This window comes from Oceanispirochaeta sp. M1, from assembly GCF_003346715.1.
Classification (GTDB): Bacteria; Spirochaetota; Spirochaetia; order DSM-2461; family DSM-2461; genus Oceanispirochaeta.
In genome coordinates this window covers 94,806-118,184 of the sequence record NZ_QQPQ01000016.1, presented here as the reverse complement: position 1 = coordinate 118,184, position 23,379 = coordinate 94,806, and the positions used below count along the sequence as shown (strand labels likewise).

Genomic DNA, 23,379 nt, shown 5'->3' with positions numbered 1-23,379 from the left:
ACTCCTTAGGTCAAAAGTATCTTTCGCTCTAATTATAGACTATTCTTTATCCGCTATCTCGGGGTAATGCTTTTTAAAACAGTCCGGACAGAGGCTGTGACTGAAGAGGATATCACTGTGATCCAAAAAATAGTTCTCCAGTTTGCTCCAATAACCTTTATCATCACGAATACTTTTACAGTGTGAGCAGATAGGGAGAAGACCCTGCAGGGCCTCTACATTTTCAAGCGCTTTTTCCAGTTCTCTTCTTTGTTTGTAGAGCTTCAGGAATACGCTGACTTTGCCTTTGAGAATACTCGGATTTAGTGGTTTCACCAGAAAGTCGACGGCTCCACTTTCAATACCTTTCACATGATAAAATTCATCTGAATATATGGCAGATACAAAAATAACAGGAAGTAATTCGGTACGTTTATTCAGTCTCATCAGTTTGACTGTCTCAAAGCCATCCATCTCCGGCATCTGGACATCAATCAGGGCCAGGGCAAAATCATGCTCAAGTGTGGCTTTCAAGGCATCATTTCCCGATTCTGTCCGTATAACTGTTACATCCATTTCATGGAGCAGCATTTCCAGAGCAAAGAGATTCTCCTCACGGTCATCAACGATCAGGATTTTTAATTCTTCACTTATCATTTGGCTTCATGATACAGCCATAAACGTATTAAGGAAAGAAGTTGCTCCATATTAATGGGTTTCGACAGATAATCATTAGCCCCCGATTCCAGGCATTTCTCCTGATCTTCCTTCATTGCTTTGGCTGTAACCGCAATTATGGGGAGCGATTTAAATTGCCCCATCGCCCTGATCCTTTTGCTTGCCTCAAGGCCATCCATGACGGGCATCATTATATCCATCAGGACAAGGTCAATATCCGGATTTTCTGCCAGAAGATCCAGAGCCTTCTGTCCATTTGCCGCTTTGAATACAGACATATGGTTGTCTTCAAGGATTTTCCCTATGGCAAAAATATTTCTCATGTCATCATCTACTAAAAGGATCTTCTTCCCTTCAAAATGGGCATCTTTATTATACAGACTATTGATGATTCTTTTATTCTGTTCGGGCATGTCCTTAACAATTTTGTGCAGGAACAGGGTTGTCTCATCCAGAAGTCGTTCTCTGGACTTTACCCCTTTAATAATGATCGAAGCAGCATGCTTTTCGAGCTCCTGCTTCTGTTCTTCTGTGATTTCCATTCCTGTATAAATTATTACAGGTGGAACTTTGATGATCTTTTTACTTTCCTCAAGCTTTTGCAGCAGCTCAAAACCTGTCATGTCCGGCAGACCAAGATCCAGGATGATACAGTCAAAAGCTTCATTCTCTATTCGTTCAATGGCATCCCTGCCGCTTTCGACCTCGACAATCTGAACCTCATCATCTTCAATTAGCTGTCTTATTCCGACCCTCATGGCTTCATTATCTTCAACAACAAGGAGTTTTTGCATGGATCTGTTGATAAGCTCCTCCATCTTATTGAAGGCCTGTTCAAGCATCTCCTTTTCAGCCGGTTTAGTCAGGAATCCGACTGCTCCCATTTTATACACATCAATAGACTCTTCCATGGCAGACATCATGTGTACGGGAATATGCCTTGTTTCCGTATTATTTTTCAACTCCTCCAATACTTCCCTGCCGTCTATGCCCGGAAGTTTTATATCCAGAATAATGCCCTGGGGCAGGAATTTCTCAGCAAACTCAAGGCCCTGCTCTCCACTGCCTGCATGGATGAATTTCATATTATGGGAATGGCAGAAATCCCTGAGTACTGCGGCGAAATCCGTATCATCTTCTATTACAAGGATTCTAGGATCATCGGCCTCCATATCTCCATGGTCATCTGCAATCCTGTGGGCATGTACTGCGGATTCTCTGGTTTTGACAGGTTTAGGGTTTCTCCGCTTTATTTCAGGATCTTCCTCCGGTTGGATAGGTATAAGCAATTCAAACGTAGATCCTTTTCCCACTTTGCTTTTAAGTCTTATTTCTCCCTTAATAAGCTTAATCATCTCTCTTACAATCGATAATCCCAGGCCCGTACCACCGTATTTACGGGATATCCCGCTGTCTACCTGCTGAAAGGCTTCAAATATATGCCGGTGCTTATCCTCCGGGATGCCTATTCCTGTATCTTTAACCTTAATGCTTATTCTCTCGTCAGTACCTGGAGCTCTGGAAATGGTACAGGAAACACGGCCTTTACTGGTAAATTTAACTGCATTGGATACGAGGTTTCTTAAAATTTGCTCCAGTCTCTGTTTATCTGATCTTATCGTCCGTGGCAGATCTTCATCCACATGTGTAGTCAGATGCAAATTCTTTTCATCGGTCAGTGCCTTGAAATTGGAGATAATGCCGTCTAGAAGTTCAGGTAATTCCACTTCTTCCCAATTGGCTGACATCTTCCCGGCTTCAATCTTGGAAAGGTCCAGAATCTCATTAATCAATTTTAGAAGATCATTCCCCCCTCTATAAATGATATCTGCCGACTGGGTCTGCCGGTCAGTAAGATTCTTCTCCCTATTATCCTTAAGATCCTGTGCCAGAATCAGCATACTGTTCAGAGGTGTTCTCAACTCATGAGACATATTGGCCAGAAATTCTGATTTATATCGGCTGGATATTTCAAGTTCTTTCGCCTTGATTTCCAGGTCCCTGCTGGCCTGCTCCAGTTCTACATTGCTGCTGACAATAACATTTTTCTGTTCTTCCAGACTTTTTGTCTTTTCTTCAAGCTCTTCATTGGTTGCCCGCAGTTCTTCCTGCTGGACCCTGAGTTCTTCTTCAGATTGCTGAAGACTTTTCGTTTTTTTCTCAAGTTCTCCATTGGATGCCCTCAGTTCCTCCTGTTGTTGGTTCAGAATCAGCGACTGTTCCTGTGTTTGGGTGAGGAGTTTTTCGGTCTGCACTCTGGCTTGAGCTGAAGACAGGGCAATGGCAATATTGTCGGCTACCGAACGGAGAAATGCGGTCTGTATTTCATTGAACGCTTTGAATGATCCGATTTCCAGTACTGTAATAACCTTTGTATCCAGTGCACAGGGCAGAAGGGCCAGCTGACGCGGTGCTGCCTGACCGGAGCCGGAGGCAATGACCATGTAATTTTCTGGTATCTCCTCAATAATTATCAGGTTGTTTTCAAGAGCAGCCTGCCCTACAAGACCCTCACCCGGCTTCCATGATGTCTTTGAATCCTTCCGGACAGTCAGAGCATGGGTTCCGGTCAGATGGTACTCTCCTTCTTCCAGTACGTAGATACACCCAACTTCACTCTCCAGGTAATTCGTCATGAAATGAATCATATCGGCAGTCATCTTTTCTATGGATTTCCTACCCTGCAGAGTTTCTATCAGCTTTGCCTGACCACTCTTGAGCCAGTTCTGATCTATCTGTTCCCGGCTCAGCTTTTTCAGTTTTGCCGTCATTTCATTCAGGCTGGTGGAGAGTTCATCTTTTTCTGATTTTGGGGTCAGGGTCATGGAGAAATCACTATCTGCAACTTTTTTAGAGACCTCTACAATTTCTTTTAAATTCTGCTGCATTTTTCTAAAAGAAGACGCCAGGTTACCGATTTCATCTTTCTGATTCAATGATATTTCACTTACAAGATCACCCATAGCTATCTTTTCAATGCCTGAAATTACTTCCTGCAGCGGTAGGGTTATACTGTTTGTCAGGATCATTCCAGCCAGAATACTGACGATGATAACAGTCAGCAGTAGAATAATCTGATAAATCATGGCCTGTCTTACCCGGAGTAAGGAATCTGAGTGAAAACTTTCAGCTTTATTTGATGCAAAATCTATAAGACCCTGAATATCAGTTTCCAGAAGCTCTATATGAGAAGCCCCTTCATTTTTTGTTATTTCTGCGGATTCTTTGTGTTTGCCGCTGCGACTGTAGTCAATGACCTTTGCCCGTATAACAGCCCAGTCCTCAAAGCTTGTTCGGGCGGCATATACCTTGTCTTTCTCTCCAAGGAATCTTTGTTCTACAACATCGAATTCTTTGAGGGTTTGGTTTTCTATCCTTTCTACATATATGCGGAGTGCTTCCAGATCTTCAACAGTTTCTGCATTCGCTATATCTTTCATCTTGCGGTGAATATCATAGATATTAACTTTAATTCTCAACACTGCATTACTTACTGTGAACGGGTGATTGTATATATCCTCAACATTTGTCCCAAGGCGAACAGCATTGCCAAGTGATATTCCTCCAAGCATTATAACCAGAAGTCCTACTATTAAAAAACCGGCAACAAGTCTATTTCTAATCTTAAGGTCCTGTATCCGCATTTCATGATTCTCCAGTTCTGTTTCAGATCTTTCCGTCGGTAATAATTATACACATTCAGCTGTTGCCTTTCCTGATTACTACAGAAAAGTGATCTTTCCAGAATTGATTTCTTATGTTAATTCTTATGAATATTGGATGATCGGGGAACGGAGAATACTTCTGGGTCTTATTCAGAGAGTATTAAATATCTGAGATGTTGATGGACTTCAAGGTGAAGCCGGTGGAATCGGCAACAAAATCATAAAATATCTGTTGACCTTATTATTACTTAAACCATATAAATAATATAATCTATGAACTACAAACCACTATTTAAGAGATACTTTAATCCTGATGATTTTTATATTACTCGAATTCATAAGAAGATCTATCATCATCACAGATGGAAAGCTATTTTAGCAAGCCTGGGTATATTTATCTTTATTGTCTTACTGTTTTCAGATTATCTTAAAATTTCCTGCAATTATTTTGTTTTATTACCTCTTATGGCATCGGCTTTTGCTTATGGTTTGCCAGGAGGTTTAACAGCTGGAATTCTGTCTTTACCATTCAATCTGCTTCTATTCTTTTTGATAGGTCATAATGAATATGCCCCTGATAGTATATTCATTTCCTTTTTCTCCGGTACTTCTGTGGGTTTCGTTATGGGGTATTTAAGCGACTACTTCCGTATATTGAACGATGAAGTAGACAGGAGGGTCGAAACAGAAACTCGTTTGAGGGAAAGTCTTTCTGAAAAAGACCTTTTACTGAGTGAGATCAATCATAGAGTCAGGAATAATCTTGGAATTATCAGCAGTCTTATTCAACTGCAGGCAAATAGAGTAGATAATTCGTTATTTTCAGATGAGTTTGAGAAACTCAGGCAGAGAGTTTTATCCATATCACTTGTCCATGAGCAGCTGTTTATGGAAAATCAACCTCTTGTTCTGGATATCAGAAACTATCTGGAATCTCTAGTTTCTAATATACTGAACACCACTGATGAGTACGATATTGAGCTTGTTTTCAATAAACCTTCATCTAAGATGATTTTAAGTTGTGATAAAGTATTGCATTTGGGACTGCTTGTACAGGAAATTGTGATGAACAGTATAAAACACGCCTTTTCTATTTCAGGTAAAGGCATCCTGAGTCTGAACTTAAAAGAAGAAGATGAATATTTTTCAGTTGCAATCCATGACAATGGAAAAGGTTTTGATCCCGATAAAGTTGTTCATGGTTTAGGTTCTCGTTTAATTGAATCTCTTTCTTTAAGCCTTGATAGTCATTATAGTTGGGATTGTAATGAGGGATGTCATTTTATTATAAGATTTCCTCATGACTATACAGAATCCTGATCTATTCTGATTTGAATGATTCCCTGAAAGTATTATACTGTTTTGTAGTGAAAAACTTTAAATCAGAATGCCCGTTGTGTCTAAATAGAGCATGCCCCATCCCTTTTTAATGTACTTTAGAGTGGTTAATTTAAATTCATTCTTCTTGCTGTATATTTTTAGTCCCAACCTTATTTCCTCACTGATACTCTCATGAATCATCTCTTTTTCTATGTCCTTTATGTCTTCGGGATTCCGGCTTTTAATTAACCTGAAGAGCCGGTTATGGTAAGGGGTTCTGGTCATTCCCAGCATATGAACCCTTTTTGAGAGAATCAAAGGCTTTTCCCGGTAGGAAAGGAATTCAGAAGGAAAAGGTTTATCAGTTCCGTTGAGTATATCTACCGGTCCGAGGGTCGGGTTGATTCTTGAGAACAGCTCTCTCAGTTTATAGGGAGTCGGCCACTTTTGGGATGTAGTATTCTGTAATGTGTCCAATGCGATTGGAAGTCCTGAAAACAATTTAGATCCCGTAGAAATTTGAGGTGTTCCTTCTTGTACCATATTCAGGCACATTCCTTTATCTCCCCAGGGCAGCATTGAAATGAAAGTGTTCAGATTATGTGTACGGGCGGTACCCCTCAAGAGCTGAGCTTTTTCTGATTGCCATAATAGCAAAGGGTTTTCTGCTATCGTTTTTCTATCCCGAATAAATCCATCGCCACAGCAGAATAATTGAGTTTTTTGGGGAAGGACTGAGGCAATCTGATCCCATATCTGTGAAAGAGGGCGTTTGAGAATTGTATTGATCAGCAGTTTGTTTTCTTTGGTCAGATAAGGTTGGTAATCTTCAATTTCAGGTGTGTTGTATTGAAAGACTGAAGGTCTTTTCTGTTCGAGGTATAGGGCTAACTCTTCTTCTAATCGTGGTTTCAAAGGGGAGTAGCAGGCATTTATGGCTACTTCCCTGATCCCTTTTTTCAAAAAGCTGTCCAGTATCTTCTCAGTTTCTCCGTATTTGTTTTCCTTTAAATACGCTAATGTCAAATGACATCCGGAAGAACCGACTCTATTCATAAACTGCATTGGAACTGATGGATCATCACTGATCTGCAGATAGGCAATTTCTCTATTGGTATCAGTTATAAGATGGGAGAATAATCCCTGAATTTCTTTTAAAATGATAAGAGCTTCAATATTAATTTCATCCAGTTCATATTCCTGAAGAAACTGTTTTATTGAATCAGGGATGGATTGCTGCTGATCATCTATCCCATAATCACCAGAGAAGAACAGAAACCCTTCAGCCCCGAAACCAATCTGGATGTTCTCATCCTTAAGAATCAGATACAAGTATCCCCTAGAAGTAATATGACTCATATAGGCGCTCCAGAGGGATGTATTCATTGTTATAGCCGAAGCATTTTGGCCCGATCAGATCAAGCATTGACTGGCTCTTTAAACGTACCGGAGCAGGGATACTGAGTACGGCGACTTTCATTCCTCTGTTAATTTCATGTTGGGATATGATCCGGAGTGTATTAATATCTATAAGACATATAAGGTCTGGAACCATTGCGGCAACATTCTTATCTCTTAATCCGATAAGGTATTCGTTTTGAACTAAGATAGAAAATCGGGAGTTTTTATAGTTTCCCACTCCTTCAATGCTCATTTCCTGCCAGTGGTTTTCTGTTCTGACCGGTCTGTCTTTAACTGTGCCGATAAATAGTTCGACAATGCTTCCATATTGGGAGTTTTTGGATACATCCATCATTTTCTCCAGCAGTTCGCCATAGGATTTTGTATTAAGGAAGCAGCACCCGATCCGGTACAGGAAGGTGATTGTCCCGGGGATCAGACATTTTTTGAGGGTCTCTTCAATTGCCTTGAACCCGGCAAAATAGGCAACCCCAGCTTCTTCACTGACAATTTCCCGGGACTTTACTTCAAACAGGAGGTTATCCAGGTCATCGAAAGTAAAATAATCACCCTTGGGCGTCATTAAGGAGAGGGGGGTCATTTGAATACCTGCTGACTGGGCTGTTGTCATTTGAAATTCGGGGAATGCTCTGGCCATACAATCTCCGTCAATAAGAGGAGTTTTCCTGATGGATGCCAGCAGGAGTGGGTAGAGGACATTAATACTGGCTGCTTCTATCGTAAATAGGCCATCAATCCTGCACTGGTTTTCGTCGGCAAATCTTTCAAGAACCCGAATCCCTTCGTTTCCAGTGGAATTATGGGCTTCCATCATACTGCCCATAATTCCGACTGTTGCATATTCATGCCCCTTTTCAAGTTCATTGATATCCAGAAGTGGTACCTTGGATTCTCTCAGTCTGTCTGTAAGGAGTTGAATCAGAATTTCCAATTGTTCACCTCCACCGCAGCTGGTAAGAAGAGAGCCGTAATAGAGAGGTCTAACCCAGGTTTCATCGATTATCTGCATTACAGATCCTCCTCTGCCAGTTTTCGGTAAAGTGTAGCCAGGCTTATGCCTAAGTACTCCGCCATAGCTTTTTTCCCTTTAGTTGTATTTCCGTATTTTTGAAGAAGAGTGACAAGCTCTTCATAGGAGATGCGGTTCTTCCTTCGTTTCCGCTTACTATGTTCATGAGGCATTTTAATTTGAGGATGAAACAGAATTGTGGGGGGCAGATCCTCGTTATCAATCAGCTCACCCGGAGTTATGGTCATGCAGTATTGAATGGCATTTTCCAGTTCTCTGATATTACCCGGCCAATTATAGTTTTTAAGTGATTCCATCGCCTGATGGGAGAGGTATTTAAACGAACCTGTTGAAATAGCATATTTGCGGATGAAGTAGTGGGCCAGCTTTTCTACTTCTTCCTTATGGTCTTTCAAGGCCGGAAGGACTAGGGGAATAACATTAAGTCTGTAATAGAGATCGCTTCTGAAAAGGCTGTTTTCGATATACTGCTCCAGGTTCTTATGAGTAGCACTGATAAAGCGGACATCGGCCCTGATGGTCCGGTGACCTCCCAGAGGTTCAAACTCCCTGGTTTGGATTACTCTAAGCAGTTTTGCCTGAAGTGCAGGAGTCATATCACCTATTTCATCCAGAAAAACAGTCCCACCATGGGCCATTTCCAGTTTTCCTTTCCTTCCTCCTGAATCTGCTCCGGTGAATGCTCCTTTTTCATATCCGAAAAGTTCACTTTCCAGAAGTGGCTCAGGGATTGCAGCACAATTGATAGCAATGAATGGATATTCTTTTCGGAGTGAAACATTATGGATTGCTTTGGCAAATTGCTCCTTTCCCGTTCCGCTTTCACCTCTAATCAATATGGATGAATCAGTAACCGCGGCTCTTCTGGCAATGTTGATACAGTGTTTCAGCTGAGGGCTGTCCCCGATGATTTTTTGAAATCCAGATGTTTTTCTTATGGTGGTATCAATACCAACCGTGGTTTCTCCTGAGAAAGGGTTGGCCAATATTAGACGACCAATAAAGGTTTTTCCGCTGTAGTAGTTATATAGGCGGATTTTTAGAGGTGATGTACCGCCCAGGAGTATTGTGTAACTTTCGGATGTTTCAATATTGTTATCACCTGATTCGGCGCAGTAATTAAAAAATCTTTCGGATAAACGCCATTTTCGGGCCATAGGATTCTCATATAAAAGGGAGTCCTCTTTCCGGAGAAGTACAATCCCTTTCTCGCTTTCATCTGCAATTACTTCAAGGACCTGTCTCAAGTAATGGTTTCTTTCATTGTCAGTTCTGATCTCTTCCTGATCTGTGATTATACGGCTGCAGAAAACCAGATGAGCCATCTTTCCGGCTGTCATTTCAGAGACAACTTCTGGATCAGAAAAATCCCAGGATACTGTGTAATCGGATCCAGTCAAAACGGGAGGAATCGTCATAACTCCTGAATCATAGTACCTTTGAATCGATGTACAGGCTCTCTCTTCAGGAGAAGCCTTTTGAATGTTAATACTGCTTCTAAAAAATCGTTCCAGAGAGAATTGTGCGTCCTGATCCATGAAATCATCGTATATCAATAGTTCGAAATTCTCAATTAGATTGATTCGTAAGAATGAGAAAAATGAGAAATATGAGAAAAATATGTGTAAAACCCTGTTTTTGGGGATTAAAAAGATTGGCATGCTATTTGTACTAGGGCTCTGTATAAGAAACTTTGTGAGGTATATATGTCTAAACAGGAAAAAGAAGGATTTGTTGAGCAGCACGCTCTTGATCAGATTCCAATGAACCAGAGAAAAAACTGGTTGAGTATTGCTCTTATCTGGGCAGGAGCCATGATCAGCGTTACATCATTGATGGTTGGAGGAGCTCTTGTTTCCGGGTTGACTCTGGGTAAGGCCATAGGAGCCGGTGTTGTCGGTTATCTTATCATCATGGCCTTTATGGTTTTTCAGGGAATGCAGGGAGCGGATCTGGGGCGGCCAACAGTTGTCAATGCTGAATCCTCTTTTGGTAAACAGGGAGCTGGTTTAGTCATTTCATTTGTTCTTGGTGTCTCAGTTATGGGTTGGTTTGCTGTACAGACTTCTGTAGCGGGAGCCGCTTTTTCCGGTTTTATTGCAGAGATGGGCGGGTCCTTTCCTCTATGGCTCTCCTCTCTAATCTGGGGAACCGTAATGCTGGTTACAGCGATTGTGGGAATAAAGGCTCTGGCCTACCTGAATTATATTGCTGTTCCTGCACTTATTATACTGGCTGTTGTTGGAACCAGTGTGGCTTTTAAACAGTTTGGTGTTGAAGGTTTGTCTGTTGTGCAGCCTGCAAATCCCTTTCCATTTTTTAATGGGGTAGCCATTGCAGTCGGCGGTTTTGCTGTAGGTGGAGTCATCGCTGCCGACTACTCACGTTATGCTAAAGACCGAAAAGGCTCAATGCTATCTTCCATGGTTGGTGTACTGCCTCTCGGGATAATCCTTATCGCTTCAGGAGCAGTTATGGCCGTTGTAGCCGGCACCTATGATATTACTGAGGTTATCTCCTCCCTGGGATTTCCTGTATTGGGTTTTATTATCCTGATTCTTGCAACCTGGACAACAAATGCAGTCAATGCTTATTCCGGCGGTCTGGCTATTACCAGTATGTTCAAACTGGACAGTAGTAAGCGTGCCATTGCTACAGCCGTTGCCGGCGGTATCGGAACTATCCTTGCGGTCCTCGGGTTTATCACTCATTTTATCTCCTTTCTGACAGTTCTTACTGCAGGTATCACTCCTATTGCGGGTGTAATGATTGCAGATTACTGGATAAGAAATAAGGGAAAAGCAGAGAACTGGGCTCCCACAGAAGGCATTAACTGGGTTGGTATTATTGCCTGGCTGTTGGGAACCTTTACAGGTCTCTTCCTGAAATGGGGCAGCAGTGCGATCAATGCAATTGTAGTCTCTGCTGTTTGTTTTCTCGTTCTCTCTCTTGTAACTGATAAAAAAGGAAAACTGGCTGATGCGAATTCTTAATGAAAAAGCGATTGAACATATGGCCCTCGGGGCTTCTCTTCTAGGTACCGGAGGGGGAGGAGATCCCCATATAGGGAAATTGATGGCATTAGATGCGGTGCGTAAGTACGGACCGGTTACCCTTTTATCAGCAGACGAGCTGCCTGATGATGCTTTGATCGTACCCTCTGCCATGATGGGTGCTCCCGTTGTAATTATTGAAAAGCTCCCTAATGGACAGGAATTTATTCATGCATTCAAGGGGCTGGAAGGAGTGCTTGGGAAAAAGGTCTATGCCACCATCCCCATTGAAGCGGGAGGCGTGAACTCCATGATTCCCATTGCTGTTGCAGCCCAGTTGGGAATCCCCCTGGTAGATGCTGATGGTATGGGAAGAGCTTTTCCTGAGCTGCAGATGGTTACTTATCATCTGGATGATATTCCTGCCAGTCCCATGGTCATAGCCGATGAGAAGGGTAATACGGTTATTCTCAATACCATTACAAATAAATGGGCCGAAGATTTGGCTCGAGTTTTAACCGTGTCCATGGGGGCATCTGTTATGATCAGCATTTATCCCATGACCGGACGTCAGGTAAAAGAATCAGCCATTTTGAACATCATGAGTTTCTCTGAGGATATCGGCCGCATTATTATGGAAGGACGTGAAAAAAATGTCCTGCCTTTAGAGGAAATCCTTGAAACAACTAAGGGTCATGCTTTATTTAAGGGAAAGATCACTGATGTAGAACGAAAGCTGGAAGGCGGATTTAACCGTGGGCTTTGTAAACTCAGCGGAGTAGATGATTACAAAGACATGTCCATGGATATTGATTTCCAGAATGAAAATCTGGTTGCCGCCAGAGACGGTCATATCGTTGCTACAGTTCCCGATCTTATCTGCATTGTGGATCTTGATACCATGGTTCCCATCACAACGGAATCTCTGAAATATGGTCAGAGAGTTCTTGTTCTCGGAATCCCCTGTGATTCTAAATGGCGTAGTCCCAAAGGGCTGGAAACGGTTGGACCACGATACTTCGGATACGATCTTGACTATGTGGAGATTGAGAAATTAGCCGAAACGAAGGAGCCTCTCCCATGAGCTATAAACTTGGAATTGATGTTGGCGGTACCAACACGGATGCCGTATTGATCGATGATCAGAACCGCATCCTCTCTCAGATAAAAACTCCTACAAGCGAAGATGTGATGACAGGGATAAACAAGGCAGTGGTTTCCGTACTGGATCAGGTCGATATCCGGAGAGATGAGATCGGACATGCCATGCTCGGAACAACTCATTCGACCAATGCAATCGTTACCAGAAAAAACTTGCTTAAAACCGGCGTTATCAGGATCGGAAAGCCTGCCACAATGTGTATTGAGCCTATGATTGACTGGCCCGTAGAACTCCTTGAGGCTGCCAGCTGCGGTACTTACATGATCACAGGAGGTCATGAATTCGACGGAAGAGAGATTTTTCCCCTGGATGAAGAAGAGATCCGTCAGGCCTGTGCCGACATGAAGGGTAAGGCGGAGGCTGTGGCCATCACAAGTGTATTCTCTCCTGTGTCTTCAGCACATGAAGATAGGGCGCTTGCAATTGTGAAAGAGACTCTGGGTGATATTCCTGTGACTGTTTCAAACGAGATTGCCTCAATCGGTATTCTGGAAAGAGAAAATGCCACAATCCTGAATGCATCTCTTAATAAAGTGGCCAGGGTCATGGCAGAAGGTTTTCAAAAAGCTTTGAAAGAAGCAGCTGTTACGGATGCTGCTGTTTATATCTGTCAGAATGACGGAACCCTGATGAATATTGATTATGCAGTGGAGTATCCAATCCTGACCATAGCCTGCGGACCTACAAACAGTATCCGTGGTGCTTCATTCCTCAGTGGGAAAGAGGATGCTATCGTTCTGGATGTCGGCGGGACGACAAGCGATATCGGTGTGATTAAGGGCGGATTTCCCAGGGAGTCCTCTCTGGCTGTCGAAATAGGCGGTGCCAGAACAAACTTCCGGATGCCCGACCTGAATTCAATCGGTCTGGGTGGTGGTACTATAATCCATCAGACAGAAAATGATTTTACCATCGGCCCTGAAAGCGTGGGGTACCAAATTACTGATAAATCATTGGTTTTTGGCGGCAAGATCTTAACCGCAACGGATATTATCGTTCGTTTAGGCATGGCGGAGATTGGAGATTCCTCTCTTGTGGCATCCATTGATAAGGAGTTTGCTCAGGCTGTTTTTGATAGAATGATGGAGACCGTCAGTAACGGAATTGATCGGATGAAACTATCGAAAGATCCTGTCCCTGTCGTACTAGTCGGAGGAGGCAGTGTTCTGATCGGTGATAAGATTGATGGAGTCACAGAGTTGATCCGGCCTGAAAGCTTCGGTGTTGCCAATGCTCTGGGTGCTGCTATTTCTCAGGTGAGCGGTCAGATTGAACGGGTTTATTCTCTTGATCAGATTCCACGGGATGAAGCCATGGAGGATGCCAAAAAAATCGCAACCGAAGAAGCTGTTAAAGCCGGTGCTGATGAATCTACTATTTCTATTGTAGAGGTGGATGATGTCCCTCTTGCCTATCTCCCCGGGAATGCAACCAGGATAAGGGTTAAGGCCGTAGGGTTTCTTAAGCAGTAAATTGTATCAATTAAAAATAAAGCCCGGTACCTGTGTTCCGGGCTTTTTTCATTCAAATATTATGAATTAACAGGATAGGCATCTGGAGTGCCAAGGCAAGCTATAAATTAAAGGCTGTCACATCCATTTTCAAGTCAGAACTATCTATGATTAGGTATCAATATTTTTTGAAATTAATAATGAGATGTTATACAGTTAAATATTATGAGAAACACCAGTTGAATTATGTTCCCTCGAGTAAAAATATTTCTGATACATTCACTCTAATTCCTTTGTAATTTTCTATACGTAGAAGGAGTGTGACCTACTGCTTTTCTGAACACTGTTGAAAAATAATTGGAATCATTAAATCCTACATCATAAGCTATATCAGTAATTGGATCATCTGTTGTGGATAAAAGCACCTTCGCTCTGGTCATCCTCATCTTACAGATATAATCATTCAGAGAGAGACCAGTTTCTTTTTTAAAAACATTGATAAGATAACTCTGGCTCATATTTACAGCCATAGCAATTTCTTTGCCTGATAGATTTTCATTCAGATGATCTTCAATATACTTCTTTGTATTGATAAGAGTCGCGCTCAGTTTGTTCTTTTGGACCTTGGCCACGGCATTGACAGTTTCTTCCATAATCCTGATCAGGGCAATTCTGAGGGAATCCTGTTCCTCAATTTGAAGAAGTTCTCTGAAAAAATCATTACTTTTTTCTGCCATATTATATCCGGGGATTCCTAAGGTCATCACATCCTGAGAGATCGCACTGACAAGATGCATAGCTCTCATTTTTAAATTGTCCAGATCCCCACGAGCTGCTTTTACTATCCAAGCATAGTATAAATGGAATTGATTGAAGCTGATTTTAATATTCCCTGTTTTAACCGCGATCGAGAGATCGCTCAGATCATAAACTACCCGCTTTTCACCATTACTGATATCTTCAACATCATTGATATGGATAATTTGGGATTTATTGTAAAAGGATGAATAAGCCTGGGCGGTTATAGCATCATGATATGAATCACTAAGATCATTCATATCCAGACCCGTCCTTCCAATACCAAAACTGGTGGTTAAATTTTTTTCAGTACTGAATTTGTTTAAAATTTTCTCACAGAATTCCAGAGATGCTTCATTCTTCTGGCTCAGGTAAAGACAGATTCCCAGTTTGTATCGGCCTATAGGAATCAGGAAAGAACAACCTTCCCCCGAAGTTTCGGCCAGAAGAGGTTCAATATCTCTGATAATCCTGTCAATTATATCTAATTGATCCAGCCCGTTAATATGTCCCTTATACTCCATAACAATAAAAGTATTGATACGGGTATTGAGCTCCAATATATGAAAGAGCTCAACAAGTTCTTCCTGTCTTCCTGGTTGAAATCGGATCAGATTGGTTAACTCCTCTTTCACATAGGGAAGGGTTCGGTTCACTTTCAGCTGTATTTCTCTAATGTCTATTATAATACCGTAGCCGGCAATCAAGGTACTGAAAAGAGAGGCCATATAATAGATCCACCAAGACTTCAGCAAGACTCCCAGGATAATACTCCCCCCCAGAATACAGCTTCCCAGACCAAAGAAAACGAATTTCCTCTCTGTTTTCGTCTCTTTTCTTTTTTTAAAAATATGCAAATTGAAAAGGTTGAAACTGCTTGCACTTATCATAAGTCCACTGACAATATATGTCATGATTGTCACCTCCCTACTGTAAAAGGGAGGGAAACGTTCTGGAAGATATGGTTCATAGGCCGGGAGCCCTATTGAAAAATAGGCAATTCTGGATCCCTTAACACCAAGAAAATTAAATAAAATATAAATCAAACCGAGAGTAAGAGAGAAAATCCAGATACTGTAGAGTACCTTTTTTTTAATGGGGAATTTGAAATTCAGGTTTGCAATTGTCAGTGCAGGAGTAGCCAGACCAAGAAACAGAAGTGAACGAAAACTATTGATGATAACAGGAATGGGATGAGGCCCCATATAAAGCTGAACAGGCCGCAGCATCACGAATAATCCAAATGAGAGCAGGTATACAACAAAATAACGACTGGCTGTCGTTGTTAATGAGTGTGTAAAAATAAAGTATGCTGCAAAAATGGAAAGAGTCAGGCCGGAAAATGCCGGAGCTACAACATTTCCCAGGATATAAATCAGGATCATTGTCACCTCATTCTATAATCAGGGCTGCTGAAACAACCCTGACTCTATGTTAACATGCAAATAATAACGGAGCTTATATTATTTCTGACTGATGCTCATGATACTGGCATATGCCTCAAATTGATCCTCGGGAGTTTCGCAGTAAGTTGCCACAATGCACTTGAGCCCGGTTCTCCATAGCTTGTTAAAGTTATGGGAAACAATTTCAGAATTGCCAACTATCCTTGTATGAAGGATGATCCCTGTATCTGCGAAATCCCTTCCCAATTGTGTCGGATCATTCGGGGATGGATCTGTCTGATTTCCCACGGCCCCATCAGCCATGAGCAGAGAGGGAATAGACTGTATCAGCGAAGACCTTTCTGTCCAGTTTCCACAGGAATGGAATACGGGACCTGCAAATTGTTCTGATACCTTTACCATTGAGTCTATGGCAAATGATTTATAATCCTCATCACTGAACATCAGGAAATTATCATCACTGAATCCCAATCCGGAAAAATTCCGTGCTGATGCAAAACCATGTCCTGGTTTTACCAGGGCATCTCCGATGAGGTCTAATTGTTTTTGAATAAAGTCCTTTTCCATCTCCGCGATGACAATCATAAGTTCTTTCAAGTCATCAGGATTATCATAAATTTCATACATAAAGGCTGTCGAATCCATCAGGTAGGAAGAGGCAATATTCAGAGGAGATTGTGTATCTGTCAGACTCATAGGGATTTTCCCTTTTGTCTGATCCAGAAAATACTCAATCATTTCCAGTACATGTTTCCCTTCCCGGCTTTCTGCCACAGAACAGAGCCTGTGACTCAATGCTTCTTTTGCTGTTTTAAACTGACCATCCACAGCAGGTGCCTGATCATCTTTCCATATATAGGGAACTCCGAAAGCACTGGAAATGACACCAATTCCATACCAGGGTTCCAGAAAATTCGGAATATCTGTTTTAAAGGACATACTCGTCTGCAGTGCTGATAATTGCAGTTCCAGGGATCGTTTTTTATCTGAGCAAGCCCAGGAATAGACTTCAGGGACCCTGAATCTTCTGTATACGGCGACTCCTTCTTCCTTCAAAGTGAATTCCCGGCACTTTTCAAGCAGCATAGATTCATAGTCCTGGTATTTTTGTATATCAAAATCCCTTACAGAGAGTCGTTTGATTTTTGTTCCCTGTGAATCGGCCTTAGATGTATCAAAGCTGTCTTTCATGAGTCTCCCAGCTCCTTCGCAATTTCAAGAAAGAGATCCACCTGTCTGTCGGGAACAGAAGAATCAATTCCCACACAGGAGATGGATGTCTCAGATCCCTTTCCACCAGCCTGCCGGTACATATCCCGCAGCTCCTCCTTTAATTCTTTTGCCTCCACTTTAGCCAGACGAACAGGTGAATAGCGGAGATTCAGCCAGCAATCAGGAAGAAATTTCCTGACAGTCTCTATATCAGATCCTGCCCCGACTTCGGCAAAGCTCAGTTCAGGTACAGCGGCATAGCCCCCTACAACATGTTCCATAGACTGTCCACAGTGATGTATTCCATATGGTTGGAACATCCCGGACAGTCTTATATCATATTCCTGAAGGAAGTCTCTATAGTTTTCTAAAGAAACCATTTCCACTGAACAGTTGGAATGAACATAGAGTCCAGTCATATCCAGAGAGTTGGTTATGGCTGTAACACCTCCGGATAAAGAATAGGAAACATCGCTCAGTCTCTTACCGCTGGAGGCTAAGAGTTCAAAACATTGATTCAGAAGTCTTTCTGCAAGATTCTTATCCTGGTACATATCAATAAAAATTGATTCTCCCCTCAGATCAAGAGCCAGATTTAATACTCCCTGCAGATTCAGGGCCGAATGGACCTGTCCATACTCCTTCAGAAGCCAGCTTATCTGCTCCTCCACTTTTTGCCATAGAGGAGACTCCTTGATGTTCGGCGCTATGAAGCCGGCGGCCTCATCGTCAGTCAGTCCGGCACTAAGAACTTCAGGCGGTATGTTTTCCCCAAAGCGTACCTCACATCCCAGGAGTTGGGAAAAGAGGTAACCGCTGGCTATCAGATCACTTCCCAGCAGGGGTCTTGGTGATGGTGTTTCTTCCCCGATGCCCCATTTTCCGAATTTCTCAAAGAAAAATTTCCTCATCCTCAGATCCGATTCAATCCGGTATCGGGGATTATCGAAAAACTCTTCTGAAAAACTGATTCCCAGTTTTTCATTCCACCAGGATGGGTGAAAAGTCACATCAAATTTCATTTTATTCTCCTTCATTATTCTCTCTCCTCAGGGCATCAGCAGATTTGGCAGACCCATGACAACGATGGGTACATAGGTCACAACCATCAGTGTGAGAAGCATAACGATGAAAAAGGGCAGCATCGATTTCGCAACTTTTTCTATGGGTATCCCCGCTATGGCGCTTCCAATGAAGAGTGTGCTTCCAACAGGGGGAGTAATCAAACCGATTCCCAGATTTAGAATCATTATGACACCGAAATGCACGGGATCTATCCCTAATTGGACCGCCACAGGAGCCAGAATCGGTGCCAGAATCAGGATTAACGAAGCCATATCCATAATCATTCCCAGTACAAGCATAAGCAGGTTTATCAGCAGGAGAATGATATATTTGTTATCAGATAAGGACAAAAGTCCGTTGGCAACCATGGTGGGAATCTGAAGATAGGCTACGACATAGCCGAATGCTTTGGCACAGGCTACCAGGATCATAACGATAGAAAGGGTTTTGAGGGCTCTGGTCATGATTTGATAGAAAGACTTGAACGATATCTCTCTATAGATAAAAAAAGTCACAATAAAGGCCCAGACAACGGCAATGGCTGCAGATTCGGTAGCCGTAAAAATCCCACCTATCACACCCACAACAACAATTAATACAGTAATCAGGCCCCAGATGGCATCCTTAGCGGCCAATATCATCTCTTTTATATCAAAACGGTGATCCTTAGGGTAATTCTTTTTCACAGAGATAATGTAGGAGTAAATCATCAGAGCGATACCAAGAAAGATTCCGGGAATCATACCTCCCAGAAAAAGTTTTCCGATAGAGACCGAACCGACGGCCAATGCATAAAGGACCATATTGTGACTCGGTGGTATAAGAATCCCCTGAACGGAGCTTGCCATGGTGACAGCGGTTGCAAAATCTGTGTCATACCCCTCTTTTTCCATCATAGGAATCATTATTGTCCCGATGGAGGCTGTATCGGCTGCAGAAGAACCGGAGATACCTCCGAAAAACATGCTGGATACAATATTCACATGAGCCAGACCTCCCCGTATCCAACCTACAAGACTTCGGGAAAGACGAATCAGTCGTGTAGAAATTCCACCGGAACCCATGATTTCTCCGGCTACCATAAAAAATGGAGCTGCCAGAAGGGCGTAACTGTCAATTCCTTTCAGCATATTCTGAGCCACTATTTTCAGAGGCAGTCCCAGATAAAAGGTTGTGATGATGGCAGCAATCAAAACGGAGTAGGCAATCTGTAGACCGGTGAAAGTCAGTACCATAAAGGAGAGAACCAGCATGAGAGTCGCAATGATCTTCTGGTTGTCCGAATACATCATATCGGTATTCTCTTTCCATCCCAAATAATAGAGTACAATCAGAGTCAGAGCAAAAAGGACTGTTCCTATTCTGTAGGCTCTTCTTTTCTTTATATGTATAAATGGCTTTAAGGCTTCCGTGGTCATATTCTGTCCTTTCTTAAACATTTTCTGAGGGTGACTAAAAACAGGGCAATCCCGCTGACCGGGATGGCGGCATAGCGAAAGGACTGAGAGATATTCAAACCGGGGATAATACTTCCTCTGGTCTGCAAGGTCAGTCCTACACCCTTAATGATCATAAAAAGAGCAATTCCGAAAAAAATTGTATAAAACAGAAAATTCATTATGCTCCGAAGTTCTTCTGAGAAGCGATCAAGAAAGTAACTGACCCGAAGATGGCGATCATCGGCAAGTGCATTAGCCGGACTGAGGAGGGAAAACCAGATAACACAGAATAGAGCAACAGGGACTCCCCATCCGGGTGTCTTATGAAAGATGAAACGTCCTGCCACAATGATGGAGACATCCAGGACCATAACTGTCAGGAAAAAGACACATATTGCATTGATGATTTTATAGTCCCAGGATTTCCCTTCTAATTCGTCGGGCAGTATCCTTCTTTTATTGACCCATTCCTTATTTTCCATATTCATTTCAGTCCTCCCCACTCAATTGCTGCCGAAACGGCCGCTTTTATATTTTCTTCGGGTGTTTCCGGTTCCAGATAATCTGATGCAGAGAATAAAAAAGCGCCTCCTTTTTTACCCTGACACATGATCTCTTTTACAGTTTCTCTGATCTCATCAGGAGTGGCCCTTTTAAGAAAGTTTACCTGATCCAGATTTCCAGAGAGGATGAGATCCTCTCCGAAAAAATTACGTGCCTCTCGCAGATTATTATCACCCATGGGTGAGGGCGCCACGGTTTCCCAGACATCGATCCCCAGCTCCCTGTAGCTTTTATATAGATTGTGGGCATAACCGCAGTTATGGTAAATTGAAAATTTTCCTCCAGATCTGATTGTGTCGCTGATTCTCTTTTCATAGGGGAGAATATATTGGGAAAAAAAGTCATCTCCCATCAGGGCCCCATTGGCAATATTACCCTGAATTCCCAGAGCATCGAATTCTGTTTCTGTCATAATCTGGTAATCCTTCACAATCCATTTTGTAAAAAAATCCATCAGATCATGATAAAAATCAGGCTGAATATAAGGGTCCATTAACAGTTCTTGAATATTTCTATAACTGGAAACAGAGTTATAGACTCCACCTATACCCCAGGGGCAGGTAATTCCAAGGTCTCCGATTATGTTTTTACTGTAGCGGGCTCTTTCCCGTCGTTCCTCAAGTTCTCTCTTATCTATCTCTGGAAAGTACTTTTTAAAGATTTCGAAGGATTCTACACTTTTGAGTAGATAGTCCTGCATATGAAAATGTACGCCCTTCAGAATCCGAGGATCATTCGGGGCTGTTTCTATCTGGTCCAGTGTACCGCCGGGTGTTTTGATAGCAGTTTTTCTGTAATAAATGTCATTTTCAATCCAAGTCTCCTCTTGGACTTCCCAGTTCGGATAAGATTTATTCAGCCAGTATGGTTTGGTGTATTTATTGTCTCTTGTTATTATGTCAAAACCATAATGGCGGGCACAGTCCACCGCATCTGAAACCCTACTTATATTCTTTCGTTCAGGATAAAACCAGGAAAGGTATTCTTCCTGAACGAAGAAGGTAACAGGGATGCGATCCGGGACTTGCTTATTCAGAACCGCCAGGATTCTTTCTCTTCCAGTCATCTTTTCTTCCAATATATTTTTTAAAGATGGACTGCCGATGAGATCCATCGACAGTCCCATTTATGTGATTTTTTAGCTTAGTCTATGGCGTGAATTGAAGAAATCAGGTCTTCATATCCCTCTCCATACTTGCTGTACAGGGGCTGAACAGCGTCGATCCATTCCTGTTTATCATCTACTTCGTAGAACTGGATGCCCTGAGCAGTCAGGTCTGATATTACTTTTTTATCAACTTCTTCAGTAATAACTCTTATATAGGCTTCTGTTTCATTCCATGTTTCATTAACAATTTGCTGGTCTGCGGCAGAGAGTTTTTCCCATTTCACCTGACTGAAAAGCATGATACTGGGAGAAAGCTCATGACCGTCAAAAGTGTAGTAACCGGCTACTTCATTAAACTTATTGGCAGAATAACCTGATAGGGGATTTTCTGCACCGTCTACAACTCCTGTCTGTAGGGCACTGTACAGTTCGCTATAGGCAATGGGAGTAGGGTTCGCCCCGAAGGCCTGAGTTGTTTCCATATACATGTTGGAAGGAGGAACTCTCAGCTTAAGACCTTTCATATCGGCTACTTTTGTTACTTTTTTATCAGTAAAGAAGTAATTTCTGGCACTCTCAGCGTACCATCCAACTCCTACCAAACCTACATTGGCTTCTTCAATAGAGGCCAGAAAGTCAGTTCCTATTTCACTATCCAGGACATTCCAGCAGTGATCCACTGTCTTGAATATATACGGCAAAGAAAGAACTTTCATGACGGGAACACCAAAGTCATTTAGAAACTGGGGATTGGTCCTGTACATATCAAGAGCACCCATAACAAGCTGATTGATTTGTGTTTCCTGGTCTCCCAGTTGTCCGGAAGTATAGACTTCCACTTTTATTCTTCCATCAGTTCTTTCACTGATAAGTCTGGCAAACTCATGAGATGCCATACCACAGGGATGTGAATCGGGGTTGAGTTCTCCCAGTCTCAGAACAATTTGTTCAGGCTCTGCAGATGCAGATGCCTGCTGACCATTTGCGAAGAGAAGAGCCGGTAGCACGAGCAGGCTCAGTAAGATAATCAATAATTTTTTCATAGATTCCTCCGTTTTTTGCTTTCCCATAACTGGGTAAAGATCTTAGTAATTCGTCATGTTAATCCTGCTATTGACTTTGGAACCTTGAATTATTTGGAGCATTTCTTGAAAATATTATGATTATTTGTATTTTTTTATCGTTTTGCAGACTTTTTATCAGTAAAAAGGAAGTTCATTATCAATTGGATACTATTTAGAAGATCCCTAGCTGTAATCCCACCCATTTGTAGAGTCTGGTAACAGTAATCTTTTTGGGTGGGGTATTTGTCCATAGAATGCATGATGTCAAATAGTCTAGGAATCCTGATGAAGCTTGTTCTAAATTCTGTAGTATATAATGTATGTTTTTTGTATTACATAATAATATTTATGTAGATTATCTCTCATGATATCTTCGGTACTGTAGCAGTCATGAACAAATGCTCTTGAGCTAGTCTCAATGAATCCTAATGAACACCGGAGCTCTCTTATGGTAGATATTATTACTAAGAATGGCAATTTTTTTAGAATCAATAAAAGCCATCGTTTATCCAAAGGATTGTTTTTATATTATGAGCAATTTAACTCCGATTTATCCAATCCGACTTGATCTTATCTATCGGTTCAATCTCAGTAAACAGGGGACGTCCTGTAGTGGTTTCCATCAATCCAGGTTGATTTGTAAAAAGACCCGTTAGAGACTCTTCAAAATCTCCTGCTGCAAATTGTGCCTCAGCATCTGCCTGGAGTCTGTAAGCCTCATATTTGGAAATGTCCAAAGCTTTTCCAAGTTCTGCATTCTCTGTTTTTATTATATTTCCCAGGATGCATGGTTGAGTAGAAAGCTTGCATTCGACCAACTGTAATCAATGGGAGTGAGTTCTGTGGCATTCTCATCAATCGGCGGATTTTCATCCGGAAAATCTAACGCAAGCACTTCAATTCTATGTTTCATAAATTCTCGAATGGGATTCTCCATAAAATGAGTCCGCATAATTCCTTGGGTTTTCAGCTGTTGGATTTCTTATAAGAAGATCTTTTACCGAATAGAGTATCAATTGTCTT

Annotated in this window: 18 protein-coding genes; 4 read left to right on the top strand and 14 right to left on the bottom strand. The window is 42.0% G+C overall.

The window, feature by feature from the left end; genetic code table 11:
• Positions 1 to 39: 39 nt before the first annotated feature.
• Positions 40 to 636, bottom strand: coding sequence for a two-component system response regulator (locus DV872_RS13210; RefSeq protein ID WP_114630416.1), 597 nt, complete (start codon positions 634 to 636; stop codon positions 40 to 42).
• Positions 633 to 4,301, bottom strand: a complete 3,669-nt coding sequence (locus DV872_RS13205) for a response regulator (RefSeq protein WP_114630415.1) — start codon at positions 4,299 to 4,301, stop codon at positions 633 to 635. Before DV872_RS13205 ends, DV872_RS13210 begins: the two co-directional genes overlap by 4 nt.
• A gap of 645 nt (positions 4,302 to 4,946) precedes the next feature.
• Here DV872_RS13205 and DV872_RS13200 point away from each other — a divergent pair.
• Positions 4,947 to 5,642 carry a sensor histidine kinase gene (locus tag DV872_RS13200; protein WP_171832101.1) on the top strand — a complete coding sequence of 232 codons (696 nt, stop codon included), beginning with the start codon at positions 4,947 to 4,949 and terminating at the stop codon, positions 5,640 to 5,642.
• A 57-nt stretch (positions 5,643 to 5,699) separates the two neighbouring features.
• Here the strand turns inward: DV872_RS13200 and DV872_RS13195 are convergent, their stop codons facing one another.
• From DV872_RS13195 to DV872_RS13185, 3 genes are read right to left on the bottom strand one after another with little or no spacing between them, the layout of a single operon-like run.
• Positions 5,700 to 7,001, bottom strand: coding sequence for a hypothetical protein (locus DV872_RS13195; protein WP_114630413.1), 1,302 nt, complete (start codon positions 6,999 to 7,001; stop codon positions 5,700 to 5,702).
• Positions 6,982 to 8,073, bottom strand: coding sequence for a DUF917 domain-containing protein (locus DV872_RS13190; RefSeq protein WP_114630412.1), 1,092 nt, complete (start codon positions 8,071 to 8,073; stop codon positions 6,982 to 6,984). The genes DV872_RS13195 and DV872_RS13190 overlap by 20 nt, the downstream gene beginning before the upstream one ends.
• Positions 8,073 to 9,632, bottom strand: coding sequence for a sigma-54-dependent Fis family transcriptional regulator (locus DV872_RS13185; protein ID WP_172359180.1), 1,560 nt, complete (start codon positions 9,630 to 9,632; stop codon positions 8,073 to 8,075). Before DV872_RS13185 ends, DV872_RS13190 begins: the two co-directional genes overlap by 1 nt.
• 168 nt (positions 9,633 to 9,800) lie before the next feature.
• Between DV872_RS13185 and DV872_RS13180 the strand changes: the two genes are divergently transcribed.
• From DV872_RS13180 to DV872_RS13170, 3 genes are read left to right on the top strand one after another with little or no spacing between them, the layout of a single operon-like run.
• Positions 9,801 to 11,087 (top strand): cytosine permease, encoded by a 1,287-nt coding sequence (locus tag DV872_RS13180; RefSeq protein WP_114630410.1) that lies wholly within the window; start codon positions 9,801 to 9,803, stop codon positions 11,085 to 11,087.
• Positions 11,074 to 12,171: a DUF917 domain-containing protein gene (locus tag DV872_RS13175; protein ID WP_114630409.1), complete on the top strand. Its 1,098-nt coding sequence runs from the start codon at positions 11,074 to 11,076 to the stop codon at positions 12,169 to 12,171. The genes DV872_RS13180 and DV872_RS13175 overlap by 14 nt, the downstream gene beginning before the upstream one ends.
• Entirely contained in the window at positions 12,168 to 13,721 is a 1,554-nt protein-coding gene (locus tag DV872_RS13170; protein WP_114630408.1) for a hydantoinase/oxoprolinase N-terminal domain-containing protein, read from the top strand. Before DV872_RS13175 ends, DV872_RS13170 begins: the two co-directional genes overlap by 4 nt.
• Before the next feature lie 263 nt (positions 13,722 to 13,984).
• Here the strand turns inward: DV872_RS13170 and DV872_RS13165 are convergent, their stop codons facing one another.
• The 9 genes from DV872_RS13165 to DV872_RS26580 form a co-directional block, all read right to left on the bottom strand.
• Positions 13,985 to 15,883, bottom strand: coding sequence for an AraC family transcriptional regulator (locus DV872_RS13165; protein WP_114630407.1), 1,899 nt, complete (start codon positions 15,881 to 15,883; stop codon positions 13,985 to 13,987).
• Between the two features lie 78 nt (positions 15,884 to 15,961).
• On the bottom strand, positions 15,962 to 17,095 hold the full coding sequence (locus DV872_RS13160; RefSeq protein ID WP_114630406.1) for a uroporphyrinogen decarboxylase family protein: 1,134 nt from the start codon (positions 17,093 to 17,095) through the stop codon (positions 15,962 to 15,964).
• Positions 17,092 to 18,138 (bottom strand): hypothetical protein, encoded by a 1,047-nt coding sequence (locus DV872_RS13155; protein ID WP_147283169.1) that lies wholly within the window; start codon positions 18,136 to 18,138, stop codon positions 17,092 to 17,094. Before DV872_RS13155 ends, DV872_RS13160 begins: the two co-directional genes overlap by 4 nt.
• 27 nt (positions 18,139 to 18,165) lie before the next feature.
• Complete coding sequence (locus DV872_RS13150; RefSeq protein ID WP_230391551.1) at positions 18,166 to 19,620, bottom strand: TRAP transporter large permease; 1,455 nt, start codon at positions 19,618 to 19,620, stop codon at positions 18,166 to 18,168.
• On the bottom strand, positions 19,596 to 20,108 hold the full coding sequence (locus DV872_RS13145) for a TRAP transporter small permease (protein ID WP_114630404.1): 513 nt from the start codon (positions 20,106 to 20,108) through the stop codon (positions 19,596 to 19,598). Before DV872_RS13145 ends, DV872_RS13150 begins: the two co-directional genes overlap by 25 nt.
• A complete protein-coding gene (locus DV872_RS13140) occupies positions 20,105 to 21,250 on the bottom strand; it encodes a uroporphyrinogen decarboxylase family protein (RefSeq protein WP_158546967.1) in 1,146 nt (381 codons plus the stop codon). Before DV872_RS13140 ends, DV872_RS13145 begins: the two co-directional genes overlap by 4 nt.
• Positions 21,251 to 21,327: 77 nt before the next feature.
• Positions 21,328 to 22,335: a TRAP transporter substrate-binding protein gene (locus DV872_RS13135; protein WP_158546966.1), complete on the bottom strand. Its 1,008-nt coding sequence runs from the start codon at positions 22,333 to 22,335 to the stop codon at positions 21,328 to 21,330.
• Positions 22,336 to 22,895: 560 nt separating this feature from the next.
• Entirely contained in the window at positions 22,896 to 23,093 is a 198-nt protein-coding gene (locus tag DV872_RS13130) for a hypothetical protein (RefSeq protein ID WP_114630401.1), read from the bottom strand.
• A 32-nt stretch (positions 23,094 to 23,125) separates the two neighbouring features.
• On the bottom strand, positions 23,126 to 23,269 hold the full coding sequence (locus DV872_RS26580; RefSeq protein WP_158546965.1) for a hypothetical protein: 144 nt from the start codon (positions 23,267 to 23,269) through the stop codon (positions 23,126 to 23,128).
• Positions 23,270 to 23,379 lie beyond the last annotated feature (110 nt).